Below are 17,797 nucleotides of genomic sequence, written 5' to 3'. Positions count from 1 at the left end.
TTGAAGCTAAATCAGATGCCAGGATTCCGCAATCTCCTTCGTTAATCAAAACACGATACTGAGTGCCTTTAGCAGGTAAAGTAGACGTTTTGGTAATGCCTAAGGTAGCCGTGTCGTAGTTAGAATACACAGCAGCGTTAGCAGCGGTAATGGTAATCCAAGCCGGGTTCGGGTTAGCTGTAGTTGGCACTCTATACTGCCACGAATAACTTGAAACCGGTACATTTGTGGCAACAGACATACTAGCGGTAGAGCCTACTGCTCCACAAATATTAGTTGTAGCCGGTTGTGTAGTAATACTATAAGAGTTTATAGTCAAGTTCAACAACTCGGTATGACAACCATTCACAGATGAATAGGTACCTGAAGCTGTATAAGTCTGACCGTTTTCCAACCAAGTATAACTATCACAGGTCGAAACTGTAGTAGTATGCGTTGAAGATGGTGTAATAGTCAAAGCTAAAACCTCTGTAACACAATTCGTTGTAGTACCCGTGTAAGTTCCTGAGGCAGTATAAGTTTGATTGTTATTTGCCCAAGTGTAACTGCCACATGCTGAAACAATATTCGTATGCGTTGAAGGTGCGATAATAGTCAATACTAATGTCTCTGTATGACAATCACGTACACTGGTATAAGTACCTGACTGAGTATAATCTACATCATTAACAGCCCAGTGGTAAGTACCACAGGCTGATGCTGTTGTTGTATTACTCGTCTCAGGTGTAATGGTTAATTCTAAAATCTCTTCATTACATCCTGTTACTACTGTATATTTACCTGATTCCGTATAAGTCACATTATTAACCGTCCAAGTATAGCTTCCGCAAGCAGCAATTGGGGTAGTATGACTGGTTCCTGAATTGATGGTTAAATTCAGGTATTCGGTATGACAACCATTGCTGTAGGTATAATTTCCTGATGCTGTATACTCTTGGTTAGTAACCGACCAAATATAAGTATCACAAGCCGTAGCAGTAGTGGTATTGCTGGTACTCGGAGTAATAGTCAATGCCAAAGTCTCAGTATGACATCCGTTCACATAAGTGTAGTTTCCAGATACGTTATAAGTTTGTCCGTTGACAGACCAAGTATACGAATCACAAGCCGAAACAGTAGTCGTATGAGTTGTACTTGGCGTAATTGTTAAAGCCAATGTTTCAGTATGACATCCGTTAACATAAGAATAATTTCCTGAAGCCGTATAAGTTTGTCCGTTACCGGCTGTCCAAGTATACGAATCACAAGCCGAAACGGTAGTGGTATGAGTAGTACTTGGCGTTATAGTTAAGGCTAATGTTTCAGTATGACATCCATTCACATAAGTGTAATTTCCGGATGCGTTATAAGTTTGTCCGTTTACAGACCACAAATAACTGTCACAAGCGGATATCGTAGTAGTATGAGTAGTATTGGGAGTAACTGTCACTGCGATAGTATTTGAAGTGGCAGCACAACCATTAGCGCTTATTTCTTGTACGGAATAATTTCCTGAGGCAGAAACCGTAATACTTTGAGTAGTAGCACCGGTTGACCATAAATAGCTTGGCCCTTCACTAGCGGTTAACGTTACACTACCTCCTTCACAGAAAGAAGTGGCTCCTTCGGCAGTGATGGTAGCTGTAGCAGCCTCACAAGCTATACCTGTAACCACAAAGTTATCTATTCTACTGCTACCTGTGGATGCGACTGTACCATTACCGATAGAAGTTGTATTTACATCAACTAATCTGAAATAGATAGCTGATTTATTATTCAATCCGTTAATCGCACTTAAATCAAAACTTCTAACCGCCTGAGATCTAAATGTGCTGGTCGTCCAAGAACCGCCATCCAATGTATAAGTTCCTCCCGGCAAATCAGTATAAGAAACTCCGTTTAAACTGTATTGAGCTTTAAATGTTGAAGGCCCTGTACTACTGCCTGTTTGATCAAAAGCAATGGCAATGCTATGATAGCCCGAAGTATTAACTTTGAATTGCCAATAATCGTTAACTGACCAGTTATTGGAAGAGACTGATTTTCCGGAACCATTTCCTGAAGGGTTTGACCATGTCGATGAATTGGCATGATTGGCACTAAACAAACTACCTGAGGTTTGATCTCCTTGGTCAGCAATAGCTGAACCAACGGAAACAGTCGGAGTCGTTCCGGTATTGGTTGTTGTTACCCCTTCAAAGGTCCATTTAGCAATAGCTGTCAACACTAATTGTGTTTGTGCTACATCTGCAGCAGCATTATAATTACTGTTACCCGGTTGTGAAGCTGTAATAATAGTACTTCCTGCACCAACAATAGTAACCACATTACCGGTGATAGTAGCAACTGCAGGGTTTGAACTCGAATAAACTACCGAAAGTGCAGAAGATGAAGATCCGTTCAAAGAGAAAGTAGAATCTGTGGTCGTACGGTTTACTAAAGCATTAAAAGTAATCGTTTGATTAGCTTTACTGATGGTAAAGGTCTGCGCTACGTCAGTAGCTGCATTATAATTACTGTTACCGGCTTGTGAGGCTGTGATAGTTACCGTACCGGCACCTACAATAGTTACAGTGTTTCCGGAAACAGAAGCAATCAATGGATCTGAACTTGTGAAAACAATTGGAGAACCTGAATCACCTCCTGTTGCCGATACTGTAAACGGAGCATCACCATAGGTTTTGTCTGCTAGTGAACCAAATGAAATCACTTGATTAGCCATTAAAATATCAGCTGACAAGTTGCTAGGTTGGGTTAACACATATCGATCTGCCTGAGCACCACCGATAGAAAGATTAGCCGTTACTGCAATACCTGTTCCTGCATTAGCTGTAGCAAAGGCAGCAGCATTGCTTAAAGTCACATCATCTGTACCTACTACACCCACTAAACTAGCAGTTAGAACAGCAGCAGTTGTGCCATCATAGGTTTTATTGGCAACGCTTACGTTTACAACATCCAATCCTTTTTTAGCCACAACCAAAGACTGAGCTACGTCCTGAGCCGGATTGTGCGAACTGTCTCCATCTTGTGATGCCGTAATGGTTGTAGTACCCGGTGCGTGAATGGTCACTGTATTTCCTGAAACAGATGCTACCGCAGGATTAGAACTAGTGTAAGTAATTGTCAAACTTGAATTAACTGAACCTGTTAAAACAAATGGTCCGTCACCGTAAGTAACAGGAGATAAAGGACCAAAAGTTATGGTTTGATTCGCTAATGAAGTATTGATAATATTTTGCTCCTGATCTACTGATGCAGCCGCATTATAATTATCATTACCGGCTTGTGAAGCTGTAATTACAGCAGTTCCCGGAGCAACAATAGTAACTGTATTTCCACTGATAGTCAATACTGAAGGATTAGAACTTGAGTAGCTAACCGGCAAACCTGAAGAAGCTGTCGCTCCTAAAGTAAATGACCCGTCAGTATCATTTTTAGGTGAAAGTGTTCCAAACGTAATGGTTTGATTAGCTTTATTAACAACCAATACCTGGTCCACTGAAGTAGCAGCATTGTAGTTATCATCACCCGTCTGAGAAGCAGTAATAGTGGTTGAACCCGCCCCTACTATAGTTACCGTATTACCGGAAACAGTAGCTACCGCTGTATTCGAACTGCTATATGAAACCGGCAATCCTGATGTGGAAGTACCATTCAACGTAAAGGCTGCATCTCCATAAGTTTTTGAAGCCAAAGTATTGAAGGTGATAGATTGTGTACCTTTGGCAACAGTAATAACCAATGTTTTAGTATCAGTTCCTGTTGGATTGGTAGCACTTAACGAAACAGTAAATGTTCCTGCTACTGTTGGTGTTCCTGTAATAGCTCCCGAAGTGGTATTGATAGACAATCCGGTCGGTAAACCTGTTGCACCATAGCTTGATGGGTTATTACTTGCTGTAGTAGCATAAGTAAACGACGTACCAACAGTTCCGTTAGCAGTCAAAGCACTGGTAATTGATGGAGCCGGCACTCTGGATATATATCCATTTAGTGTAATATTATCCAATCTTAAATCACCTGAACTATTTCCTCCCCATCCATATATTCTAAAGGTAATTGTAGTCGATTTATTAGTAAAAGATGCACTGTCTAGTGTTACTGATTTATTAGCTGATGTTGTTCCTACTGTAAAAGCAGTGATCAAATCTGCGGTATAATTATCGACGCTTGATCGAACCGTAGCATTGGTCGCACCGGCACTTGTTCTAAGAATATCAAAAGTTAAAGAAGTCCCATTTACTAAGTATCCTGCATTTGGCGTAACGGTAAATTCAACATAACGTGAACTACTGAACGCAGTACCCCAACTTGAACCTCCAACGCTATATGAAGTAGTACCACCATTGCTATTACAAGCCTGACCTGTAACAGTGGCAGCACCAAATGTCACATTGCTCACAACATTACTTGCCGCACGCGCAGCTGCAGAACAAGCTGTACCGGTAAAGGTATAAGTAGCCAAAGCAACAGAACCTTGAGTAACCGTCAACGTTTGCGTAACCGCCGGAGCTGCATTGTAATTAGCATTACCGGCTTGGTTAGCGGTGATGGTAGCAGTACCCGGACCAACAATAGTCACTGTATTTCCACTGATAGTAATCACTGAGGTATCAGCCGTTGTATAAGTAATAGGCAGACCTGAGCTGGCATTCAATGGTAACGTATACGAAGTCGTTGCTGTGGTTTTAGCATCAGTAGAGGCTAAAGAAATAGTCTGATTGCCTTTAATAATTTCAAAATTAAAATCAGCCGAAGTAGCCGCTTCATAGTTAGTATCAGCAGCTACCGAAGCCACTGCTTTGTATGTTCCTACATTAGTAGGTCTGGTAGCGCTTGGTCCATAAGTAGTAAGCGAAACACCATTATAGCTATAGGTAATAGCTCCTGTAGAACCGGTAACACTGGAAGTGTTGGGTCCTTGAGCGGTTCCGTTGTAAGTAAAAGTAAGAGTTCCTGTAACAGCTATAGAAGAAGCCGCTTTATTGATAGTAGCCGTTAATCCTGTAGGTTGAGCTACAGTATAGTTTCCGGCAGCAGTACCATTCAAAGTAAACCCTAAAGCGGTAATCGGTTTAGCAGCACCTGCATTGGCATTAGCAAAATTATAAGTAACTGAAGTACCGTTTAAAGTAACATTATCTGATCCTACAACCCCGTTTAAAGTAGCGATACCACTTACCGTAGCAGTAGTAGTTCCGTCATAGGTTTTATCGTTACCCGTAAGACCAGTGATGGTCAATCCTTTTGGTGTTACAGTACTCGAAACCGTAGCTACATTTAAAGAAACAGCACCGGCACTGCTCACCACAATATTTCCTGAATAAGCACCAACAACTGTGGTAGCTGCTAAACGAACAGTAATAGTAGTAGAAGAAACATTTCCTGAACCACCCACTGTAACTGTACTCGCAAAGTCTCCGCCATTTGAAACTTCAAATCCCGCTGGAGCGGTTACTAAAATCCCTTCGTTTAATGATTGTCCGCTTACAGCAAAACTAGTCGTTCCGCTGGCAGTTCCGTATACGGTTGACAAACCATTCAACGTTCCGCTGGTGAACAAAGTTGGTGTAGTCGCGATGATATCTGCAAATAGTGTTGGCTGTGTAAGTGTATAGTTTCCGGCTTTAGTGCCATTCAAACTGTAACCGGTCACATTTACCTGTTTTCCATTGCCTACCGAAGCCGATACAAACGAAGCTACCGGAGTTCCGGTTAATGTTACATCATCCGAACCTACTACTCCCACTAATGAAGCTGTTCCGCTCAAGGTAGCATCAGTCGTTCCGTCAAAGATTTTATTGTTGGCTGTAAGACCACTAATAGTTAATCCTTTGGCTGTTACCGTTAACGTTTGGGTAGCTGTAGCAGCATTATAGTTACTATCTCCGGCCTGACTGGCAGTAATCGTAGTAGAACCTACTCCTACTATGCGAATAGTTCCTGAGATAATATCAGCTACAGCCGTATTGCTTGAAGAATACGTAATCGGATTAATTCCTGAAGTGGCTGACGTAGCTCCCGGAGCGTAATCGGCCGTACCGTATACTTTTGAATCGGTAGCCGCAAAAGTAATGTTTTGATTAGCAACCGTTACGGTAATGTCACCATTCACATATGTAGTTGCATTATAATTGGCTGAATTGTAAGTAGCTCCTGTACCCAAAGTCAGACTTGAAGGCACGACGCTACCGGTATAACTACCAACAGCATCCGTAGAAGCAGCACCCGAACCGTAAGCTACATTTACGGTAGCTCCGGTTCCTAAACCGTCTGTATATTTCAATCCGTTAAACGAGAAGGCTATTGATGTTCCGTTACTCAAAGTAGTTCCATAAGATTTAGAAACATTGTTGGCGGTAATGGTAATACCGTTGGCTTTGTTTACCGTTAAAGTAGCCGAAGCAGAACCCGCATTATAACCGGCAGTAGCAGCCTGATTTACAATCATTGTTGTTGTTCCGGCTCCTTTAATCGTCACGGCACCCGTACTGCTGTTGATGGTAGCTACAGCCGTATTAGTACTGGTATAAGACATAGCTCCACTACTATCAGAAGTAGCCGTCATGGTAACACCTGTATCTCCGTAAGTAACCGTTTGGTTATTATAGGTTATTGTTGGATTTACTAACGGAACCGGACAGGTAGCACTGATTGTAATGGCTCCCGGTGTTTTAGACGAATCATACAATCCACATAAAACATAGTATGTTGTATTAGCAACAGCCGTAAACGTTACCAATGAAGACAACGTATTTGCTGTACAAGCAGTATTATCGTCACCTGACCCGGCACAAGCAGCAAAACTTGTACAAGGTGTTCCACCGCTGTAAACACGAAGATAAGTATCAATCGCTGTAGCTGTCGGACAAGTTGAAATTGTTACCGTTCCTGCAGCAGTAGGCGTTACTTTAAACCAAATTCCTTTAACATTTCCGATTGTTGAGGTTGCGGAACCACAAGTTATCCCTGGTAATGCATCATTAGTAGCACTGGTATTATCTACTGTTACCGAACCGCCACAAGGAATTGTCACAGCCCCGGCACAAGTATCATTAGCTGGTGCTGGTGCCGCAATATTAAACGCGCTGGAAGTAACTCCTGTCAATCCATTACAAGAAAAAGCAATGGTAGCTCCGGTCACTGCCGCTGCACTGGTAGCCGTTAAACCCGAATAAGTAGTGGTACCACTTACCGCAGCAACGCTGGTTGTCCCACCAAGTGTCCAAGTCCCTGCCCCTACAGCAGCCGTAACAGTGGCAGTACTGGTAGTAGTATTTCCGTATTGATCGACTATAGTTACTTTAGGTTGTGTAGCCAGAGCCCCTCCATTAGTGGCTGGTGCCGCCGGCTGAGTATTCATAGCCAATTTAGTAGCCGCTCCTGCCCCTATAGTTTGAGCTATTGTGGCGTTGGTATATCCTGTTGCCACAATAACAATGTTTTTAGCTGTTTTCGCTGTCTGCAATGCAGCAGAGGCAGAAGGAGTAAAAGTTATTTTACCAGCTTGTGTTTTATCATAAGCACCTGAAGCAACAGTAGTACCATCATAAGTAATAGATGTAATAGCTGATCTCCAAGCAGAATCATCAGTAAACGTAACATCAAACGGCGCATCTACCGTAGCTCCGGCAGCCGCTGTTAATGTTGGTGGGGTTGCTCCGCCTGGAGCTAAAGTAGTTGAAAAATCATCTATATATAAAGTAGCTCCCGTTCTGTAAATTTGAATTTTATTTACACTAGAATTATTTACAGTAATTGTTCTCAAAGTTTTTGTAGTACCGATTGTAAAGGGAGAACCAGTTGCCGGTGACCAAGTAGAGCCATTATCCGTTGAAATATTAACTTGATAAGCCCCTGAAGTTGTACTGGCAGTAACGTAAAAAGAAATTGTCCCAACACCTCCAACTAGTGTCGGAGTAATCAACTGCGACCCTGTAGCACTTTGTAATTGGGCACTCTTTGTCCCCCCATTAACTCCAGTTGTCCCTGCAATTACCTGTAGTACTTGCCATGAACCAGAAGATAGTGTCCTCGTAGTGAGCGTAGCATCATAACTTGAAGGAAGTCCCGATTCGAAACCTTCAGATATTTGCCCATATCCCTTACCGGAAAAGAACAAAAACAAAAAAGCAAAACTCAACACGTGGAGGAGCCTCGCATTCTTCAATAGTAAAATGTTTTTCATAAATAAATATTTAATTCAAGGTCAAAAATATAGATAAAAAAAGGCTCTGCGGCAAAAAGATATTAACTAATTGTTAAGTATTTAACGGAAATTATTTTATCGGTTTTATGTGTTTTTAGTCGATATTTTTTTGTAATCTTTTTTCTATAATTAAAAAACTAAATTTTACAACAAAAATTATTTAAAACTATTCTTATAGAATAAATTTAAGGTTCGCTATGTATTTTGAAAGGTTCTTACAACATGAATAACATTTACACAAAATATCTAAACAAAAATCCCCGTCAGAAAACTGACGGGGATTTTTTGTAATTTATAATAAACTATGGACTTATCGAATAACTTTTTTAGTTACCACTGTCCCTTCTTCAGAAGTAATCTGTACTAACAAAACTTCATTGGTCATACCGGCATTTACCGTTGTTTGACTGGCATTTATACCTTTTCGCTCCAACAGCAATCTTCCTTGAATATCATATACTTTTACAGTATTCATAACAGCTGAACCCGTATTAATAACAAACTCGTTAGCCGTGTTTTTATAAATCACCACTTGGTTGGCATGGAAAACCGGAGCATCATACCCAAGGGGTAACTGATACAACACTTCAAATCGGGCATCATAGCTTCCGGCTGTGGCAGAAAATGTATAGCCTCCGGTATGCAAATCATGAATGACTCCGGTGATGTTATCTCTTAAATACACCGGTTGATCCGCGGCAAACAAACCGTCTGTATGATCAATGGCTATGGTGTACTCACCGTCAGCATCGGTTTTAAAATACATCGGAACTACATCGGCAGCATCAAAAGGCAAGGCTCTTCCCTGAATAGCATACGGTGTGGCATCGATTAAAGAAGCAAAAGCAATACCTCCGTCATTAATATATTTACCATCAATCGTCGGGTCTATTCCTTGTGTGGCATTAGTCATATATCCTACCATAGTTTGTGAAAACATCCCGGATGCATTGGTTGCGTTCAACCAAATACGGTTTCGTTCTACAGCTGCCGTTTTAAAGAACTGGTTGGCATGATCATCGATACGCATGTTATTGGTAAAATTAACCGTTCCGCTGCCGGTTCCTTCAACGAAAAACCCTTGACCTACCTGAATCACATCATTCGGGTCTGAAGCATAAGGCTGTCCATTACCTACAAATCCTCCCAAAGTCCAGGTACAGTAAGACGGGTTAGCAACATTATTTGTTTTTCTCCAAAAATACAAAGTTCCGGTAATCGAAGAAGTATTGTTGGCATCACCAACAAAAGCGGTAGCATCGATAGGTGACGGATAAGGATTTCCAACCAAATTAAAACGCTTTCCGGCTCCTCCGTCAACTAAGGTATAACTGTAATCTCCATTATTAGGAACTCCTGCAAATTGTCCGGTCCAAACCGTCGGTGTGGTCGGATGGTTATTCGGCATTCTGATTAAATAACCCGTTGCAGTGGCAAAATTGGTCGTTGACGGATTCACCGCCGTATACAAATTGGTATTATTAGTGGGTCCCGGTGGATTTACTGAATCATAAGTCGTATAAGTATAGAAACGGTTACTCAACGTTTGAGGTGAAAAAGCCTGTAATTGCTGATTTGCAACAGGAGACGACCATAAAGTATAATCCAATCGCATCAAAGGCGAGCTGCTGCGCTTAATAATAATAGCACCCGAGTTGGCATTGGTAGTACCGCTTTGAATCAAATTGGCGTTGTTATTAAAAGTAACCAAACTGCCTGGTACAGCTGTCAAAGCCCCACTCAAAGTAACGGTATCACCCGATGAAATAACCACCGTAGCGTTATTGTTAATAGTTAAAGAACAAGCCTCAAGATTAACCCCTCCGGAGATAAACGAACTTGAAATGACCGCTGCTGTAGTACTGTTTGGCGCTCCGTTATTCCATGAACCACTGCTCCAAGTAGTGGTATTAATATCAACACTGGTATAAGCCGAAGCCACTTCTGAACAAGAACCACTTTGAACGACAGCTCTGAAACGCGTAGTTTGAGTTAAAACTCCGGATGTATAAGTATCTGTAGTATTGGCGATAGTACTCCAGGAAGAGAACGGACTAACCGAAGACTCCCATCGAACAATAGTACCGGTATAACCGGACAACATTAAAAGACCACTGGTAGATCCGGCACAAATAGGAGTACCTCCGGTAACTGAACCAGCTACCGTAGCAGCATCAACAGTAACCGTAGTATCGGCCGAGTTAGCTTCAGAACAAGAACCACTTTGTACCACGGCTCTGAATTTGGTAGTTTGGGTTAAAGCTCCCGAGGTGTACGTAGAGGAAGTATTGGCAATTGTAGTCCAGGTAGAAAACGGACTCACCGATGACTCCCAACGCACTACCGTTCCTGTATGTCCGGACAAAGTCAGCAAACCGCTGGTAGAACCACTACAAACGGTGGTTCCCCCGGTTACCGATCCTCCCACTGAAGTTGGAGAAACAGTAGCTGTAACGGCTGTTCTTGTTAATGAAATACAGCCTGAAGTAGTATTTCTGGTTTGGGCATAGTAAACAGTTGTTGAAGAAATACTTGGTGTAGTAAACAATGTAGAACCGCTCAACAACAAAGTTCCTCCTGTAGAAGCATCGTACCAGTCAACAGTCTCTCCTGCACCAACAGCTGCAGATAAGTTAACCGTTCCTGAATTACAACGTTCCCCATCTGTTCCGACTGGAGCATTTGGAGCAGCGATAACTGTTAAAGTTCCATTGATATAAGTAATGCTGTAGTTACTAGCATTAAATGACCCTCCGGTTGCGGCTGATGGAACAATAGCATAACCCCCTGCTACTGCACCCGAAGCAGCTCCTGAGCTGGTTAAGGTTACTCCTCCGATGGTTTCGCTGTTTTGCAATCCACTAGAAGTAAAGGCAGTAGTTCCAAAAGTATAGGTTGTTCCCTCACATTTTGAAGCATTATCTGCTGTAATAGATAAAGCAGCTGCATTTACGGTTAAAGTTCCGTTATTATAAGTGATATTGTAATTGGCTGCGTCAAATGTCCCTCCTACAGCTGAAGAAGATACTATACTGTAACTTCCTACCGCTGCGGTATTCACCGCTCCTGTGCTGGCAATAGTGATAGAACCAACAGTTTCGCCATTCTGCAAACCACTCGAAGTAAAGTCCGTTGAGCCTGAACCTACAGTATACGTCTGACCATAGGTTTTACTGCCGTTATTGGCAGTGATGGATAAAGATGCCGCGTTTACGGTTAAAGTTCCGTTGTTATAAGTAATACTGTAATTGCTTGCATTGAATGTCCCTGCTGTAGCCGCAGTAGGAATTATTGAATAACTTCCCACTACAGCGGTACTTACCGCTCCTGTGCTGGCAATAGTAATCGAACCTATGGTTTCACCATTTTGCAAACCACTCGAAGTAAAGGCCGTTGAACCCGAACCTACCGTATACGTTTGACCGTAGGTTTTACTGCCGTTATTAGCTGTAATGGATAAGGCTGCTGTATTTACAGTCAAAGTTCCGTTATTGTAGGTAATATTATAATTCGCAGCATTAAATGTTCCTGCTGTAGCCGACGAAGGGACTATGCTGTAACTGCCTACTGCTGCTGTATTCACCGCTCCTGTACTGGCTGTAGTAATCGAACCTATAGTTTCTCCGTTTTGCAAACCACTCGAAGTAAAGGCCGTTGAGCCCGAACCTACTGTATAAGTCTGACCATAGGTTTTACTACCGTTATTGGCGGTGATGGATAAAGGTGCAGCGTTTACGGTTAAAGTTCCGTTGTTATAAGTAATGCTATAATTCGCAGCATTGAATGTTCCTCCTGTAGCCGATGAAGGTACTAGACTGTAACTTCCTGCTGCTGCTGTATTGACAGCTCCTGTACTGGCTGTAGTAATCGTACCTAAGGTTTCGCCATTTTGCAAACCACTCGAAGTAAAGGCCGTAGAGCCCGAACCTACGGCATAAGTCTGACCGTAAGTTTTGCTGCCATTATTGGCAGTGATGGATAAAGCTCTGGTTAAAATTGAAAAAGCAGTAGCGGCAGAGCTATTTGATTTATAAAACCCGTCTGTACTGGCTGCAACTGTTACGGTTACAGTATAAGTACCCGCGTTAGTCGGCAGTGTGGCACTAGGCCCATAAACCGTCCCACCCGTTCCGTTATAGCTGAAAGTATAACTGGTTCCGGTTCCCGAGTTGGTAGCAGAATTAGGTCCTTGAGCCAAACCTGTATACGTGTAGGTTCCAACCGTTGGAGTGACTGTAGGAGTAGTTCTGGTATCAGTTCCGATACTTAGGACTCCCGTAGTAGCGGTAAAGTAAGTGTTATTTTTATAAGTAGCTGATGATGATGTGGAGCCCCAAGTGCCTGAATTTACACCCAATCCCCCAAGCGTTAATGTACCAACTGAATGAGTAAATCCTGTTCCCAGATTGGCCACTACTCCCGATGCAATTGATAGATTTGCATTAATTGTAACTAGTGAACCGAAGGTTTTAGTTCCATTATTACTTAAAGATAAATTATTAAACGTTGAACCTGTTATTGCTTGCGTTGTCCCATTAAAATTAATCGTACTGGTACCGGGCGTAAAAATTGCTGTTCTTGACCAGTCTCCTCCTACATTGATAATTTGTGTGCCTGACAAAGTAAGATCCGCATTAATAGTAATAGTCCCCGCTACAGTTCTGGTTGCACTTAGTGTCCAAGTTTTAGTTCCTGTAGTTGAAATAATTAAATTATTATAATTACGATCTGTAATAACACCCGTATTATCAGTACTTCTATAGTATTCTACTGTTCCTGCCGAAGCAATGTTTTCACTCCAAACCCCACCTGATTGGGTTGACAGAGAAGCATTGGCAGCCGGTCCTACCCCAACAGCATCAATTGTTTTAATCAAACCGGCTGATCCCATAGTCAAAGTAGAAGTTCCCGAAGTACCGGTTCTGATTTCACCGCTGACATTAGAAAAATCCAAAGTTCCGTTTACTAATAGCGATGCGCCTCCTGATATTGTATGTACTAAACTTCCGGGATCAAAAGTAGCACCACTGTTGATCGTAATTTTTGATCCTGACGCTATAGTTCTTCCTGAACCCGCCATAGTTATCTTCCCTGTGTTGGCGATGACTACTCCTCCCGTAGCCGAAAACGTGGTTGGCCACTCAATACCATTATTGGATGTGGTGTTAATCGTTCTGGCTGTAGCTGTATTGTATTGCAGTGTTGCAGCAGAGCCATAAGTTGGTGCTGCTGATGCAGTGGCTGTTCCTTCCATAGACAACACTCCGTTAACAGTAATCCCTGCAGTCGTCTTCACACCACTATTGGATAGCGTTAAATTCACATAAGGGGTTGGACCCGGTATAGCCGGTACTGTTTGTGTTACACCATTAAATTCAAATGTACATGATGAACCCAGACTATAAACAACATTACTAGAATTAAAAGTAGTGGTCCCTGCAAATTGTATTGTCCCATTAACTGTAAGTCCTGCTTTTCTGTTTCCTGTACCTGCTGTAATACTGAAAGCTCCACCAACACTGAGTGTAAAACCCGAATCAATAGTCAATAGTGTTGTTTGATTATTGGAGTTTCCGTTAATAGTTAGCGTATTACATGCTGCATTTGCGGCAACAGTAACATCATTATTACTATCAATAGTAACATTATCATTTGAATCGGGAATACCGTCAGCATCTGTACCACTAACTAGAGTCCACGTTCCACTGGACCCCCAGTTACCAGTTGCATTTGACGTAAAATTTGCCTGTCCTTGAACAGTAGTATATCCTAGTAGCAGAAGTACAACAAACAAACTTCTGCCAATTAACCCTTTTAATCGAATAGATAAAAATGTTTTCATACACAGGTATTTTAAATGTTAGATTTGAGTTTCAAATTTTGAATAAACTTAATTCTGATGTCGTTAGACAACAAACATTCTTGACAACTAGCACAAATAGTCGTTCAAAAACAGTATTTTACAAAAAAAAACACTATATCAAAGTAGTGATTTGCGCATTTCTGCAACAAAGAAAACTATTGTTTTTTTGGAAACCAAATTTTTTATCGACAAAACACACTTTTTTGTAGTTGAAATGCACGTATTTAAATACCAAATTCAGCTTAATATCGACAAATGGTTTAAATTACAAACAAAATTGTAAAATGGGGTTCTCTACCACATTTCATATTCAGAGTCTGAGAAACAATATTTACCGTCTGTTTAAAGTTTACGGTATTCTGCCAAAATAGCCTCCCAAACTACTTTTTGGTCATAGCGAGAAGTAATCATGGCCCTTGAATGGTGCTGCAGTCGGAGGTAATAGTTGGTATTTTCTAAGAAGAGTCTCATTTTTTCCAGAAGAGCTTTTTCATTTTTTACCGGAATAAGGGTTCCGTTGATGCCTTCTTCAATAATCTCGTTGCAACCGTTTATATCGGTAACAATACAAGGCAACCCCATAGCACCGGCCTGCATGACTACATTGGGAAATCCTTCGCGGTAACTGGGAAATACCAAAGCATTGGCAATAGCCAAATAAGGACGAACATCGTTTTGAAATCCAACAGCCCGTATAGCCGAATTGTGATGAATCCTTGCTAACGTTTCGGGCAACAAGGGGTCTAAATCGGTTTCATAATCCCCTACCAAAAGCAGTTTACAATTAGAAACAGCCGAGTCACCCTGAGTTTGTCGAAGGGCATCAAAGGCACTAACCAACTCATTGATACCTTTATCTTTTACCAATCGGCCAACAAAAACAAATACAAAATCGTGCTCATCGATAGCGAGTTCTTTTCTTAAAGCGGATTGAGTTGCCTCAGAGAAAAGTGCCGGATCGAAAACGGTAGTATCTATGCCGTTGGAACTCCCGTTGGCAATGACCTTCAATTTAGAAGGTTTACAATAGTTGTTCTGTATGATAATGCTTTGCAATCCATGAGAATTAGGATAAACTTGGGTAGCGGAAGCATAAGTCAGTTTTTCAACAAAATCGAGTATTTTTCTTTTCATACCGGTGGTTTCCAGAAGCGGCAAACCGGCTACCGTATGCAATCGGTGCGGAACACCGGCCAATCGGGCAGCAAGCATCCCAACGATACCGGCTTTAGGGGTATGCGAATGAACCATCAGTGGCTTTTCTTTTTTCAAAAACCAAAACAAACGAAAAACAGCCATCAAATCGGCTATAGGAGTAATCTTTCTTGACATTTCAACGTGAAAGGTCGCTACCCCTTCTTTTTCGCCTATCTTATCCAGACCCGCTTTATCCGATGATACGGCAATCACTTCGTAATAAGCGCTCATAAAACGCAATTGTCCGTTGAGGAGTTTGTCCAACGAAAGAGGAACAGTGGTGATGCGGATAAGTTTTTGTTTTTCCATTTAGGTGGTGGTCTTGCGAAGCGATAGCCCTTGTTTGATGATGCAAAATAAAGCAATTACGGCAAAAGGCTGGTACATTATTTTGGTCCGCATAAAAATCCCAAAATTGGCATAGCGCTGTATGTATAATAAAGAGGCAATCAGAACGAATAAAAAAGTGATTTGCATCCATGCGGGAAATGCAATTTTGGGATAGTATCGGATGACAATGAGCAAAGCCAAACCGTAAAGCAAAAGCAGCAAAGTATTCTCTGCAGCGGAAAAAAATCCGAACACCGATTGGACTTCAAAAAAAAGCGGTCTGAAATTGAACGAAAACAAGCGATAGAAGTACGTATAATCCAGCATAGGAACATACCCCCCCGAATTTTTAAACGACAGTATGGAATACTCGTTATAATAGCGTATTCTGTTCCAGTCCAAATACCTGATTTTTGTTATTTGCAAAACCATGTAACACAAAGCCCCAAAAACAGAAACTGCTGCTGTTGCCAAGATTAGCCTGAAGCGCAAAGAGTACTTTTTTTGAAACACGAAAATCAATACAGCTGCCAACAGTAACATAAGGGCTACGTGAGGGCGAATGACAATCAGCAACAAACTGCCGGCAATAAAACTGAAGGTATTGTATTTTTGGATAGTCAGAGCATAAAACACACTGGCAATTCCCCAAAAAACAAGAGGTTCCTTGCCTAGCGCAGCCGTCCAGAAGTGCAAACTGGGAAACAGTAAAACAACCCACAAGATATTGATTCCTTTATAGGATACAGGAGAACCTAACACCTGTTCTGCCCATTGCATCCATTTTAAAATCCCGAAAAAACCTATGCATCCATACAATAAAAAACCAAACCACAGAGGCAATCCAAGTTTAATAAAAGGATAATTGAGGAAGAGGATAAAATCGGTACCGTAATTGAGAAAATAAACCCACGATTTATGATGACTATAGTTGGTGGTATGCCAATAAAGCGGTGCATCTCCTCCTTTAGTTACATAGTACTGATACGAGATCAATACAAAAACTAAATGATAAAAAAAAAGCACTATGGTAAAGGTACTTTTTTTCATTTTCATTGATTTAAGGAAGCCTTACGCTCCATCATTATTTGCTTTTGATAGGAAAAAGACCAAAGCAGGAAGATGATTAATCCCGGCAAAAACATGTTCCGCATTCTAATCATAATACCCACATTTCCGAGTGACTGGCTAAATGCCAAAGTACCTATAACCAGGAACCACAACATCCCTTGAATGACCAAAGGTGCTTTTCGGTATACTAAAACGGGATTATTCCGAAGTACCTTTATGGTTAATAGCAGTAATAATAAATTTTCAAAAGAAGCCAAAACAGCCGGAATTCCGTTAATATCAAAAAACAACGGACGGTAGAGAAATGTAAACACCTTTAACGGGAATGGATAAGAAGAGATGTTGATAGCTGATCCAACGTGTTCTCGGCTCAACACTCCCGATTTATAGTCGGAGAATTCATCAAAACTTTCTACTGATGCCTCTTCTATTTTGGCAAACTCCATTACTGAAGGCAAAATAGTCACACTGACTCCAATCATCATGGCAAAAAAAACAACACGCTGAAAAACAGACACCTTTGACGTTAAAAAATAGGCCATTCCATAGGCCAAGAGCATAAAGAGCGTCATATGAGGTCTCACAAAGTAAGCAAGTCCTAACCCTAAAATCAAAAAAGGCATTCGCTGAATGGGTTTAATGACCCCATACATAAATACAGCTATACAGAAGAACAACAAAGTATCTTTACCCACGGCACAACTCCAAAAATGAAGGTTAGGCAGAAAAAAAAGTCCCGGAAAAAGATAGTAATTTTTGAACTTTGAGTTATACGGAACAAAAGTTTCAGCAATCACATAAAAATAAACCAATCCAATAAATCCAATCAAACTGTACATTAGGGTTCCGGTAAAATAGGAAAGCCCCAACACATTAGCCGGAAGATAATTAAAGGCATGAATAAAATAGGTCCCCTGCTCTTCTGTCAAAGAATAAATAAAATCCTCATGATTCATCAATTTGGCCTGTTTCCAATGCCCTATTGAATCCCCAAAGACAAAGAAGTAATAATAAACTGCAAAAATTAAATGGTACAAAAACAATTTTCTAAGTGTTTTTATATCTCCAGCAGATAGCTTATCCTTAAACCGGTTTATGAATAAGAATCCCAGAGCAACAAATAGTATGCAAAATAATATATCCAT

General features: G+C 41.2%; 5 protein-coding genes. All 5 read right to left on the bottom strand.

Going from position 1 to position 17,797, the window contains the following annotated elements:
- Positions 1-8,170, bottom strand: an 8,170-nt coding sequence (locus EZL74_RS11010) for a beta strand repeat-containing protein (RefSeq protein ID WP_131476669.1), incomplete at its 3' end; no start/stop codon positions are given.
- 331 nt (positions 8,171-8,501) lie between these two features.
- On the bottom strand, positions 8,502-14,033 hold the full coding sequence (locus EZL74_RS11005) for an MBG domain-containing protein (protein WP_131476668.1): 5,532 nt from the start codon (positions 14,031-14,033) through the stop codon (positions 8,502-8,504).
- Positions 14,034-14,396: 363 nt separating this feature from the next.
- Positions 14,397-15,560, bottom strand: coding sequence for a glycosyltransferase family 4 protein (locus tag EZL74_RS11000; RefSeq protein ID WP_131476667.1), 1,164 nt, complete (start codon positions 15,558-15,560; stop codon positions 14,397-14,399).
- Positions 15,561-16,631 (bottom strand): hypothetical protein, encoded by a 1,071-nt coding sequence (locus tag EZL74_RS10995; RefSeq protein WP_131476666.1) that lies wholly within the window; start codon positions 16,629-16,631, stop codon positions 15,561-15,563. It abuts the gene before it with no gap.
- A 2-nt stretch (positions 16,632-16,633) separates the two neighbouring features.
- On the bottom strand, positions 16,634-17,797 hold the full coding sequence (locus EZL74_RS10990; RefSeq protein ID WP_131476665.1) for a hypothetical protein: 1,164 nt from the start codon (positions 17,795-17,797) through the stop codon (positions 16,634-16,636).

The sequence above is a fragment of the Flavobacterium silvisoli genome (assembly GCF_004329815.1).
Taxonomy (GTDB): domain Bacteria; phylum Bacteroidota; class Bacteroidia; order Flavobacteriales; family Flavobacteriaceae; genus Flavobacterium; species Flavobacterium silvisoli.
This window is presented reverse-complemented; position numbering and strand designations above follow the sequence as displayed.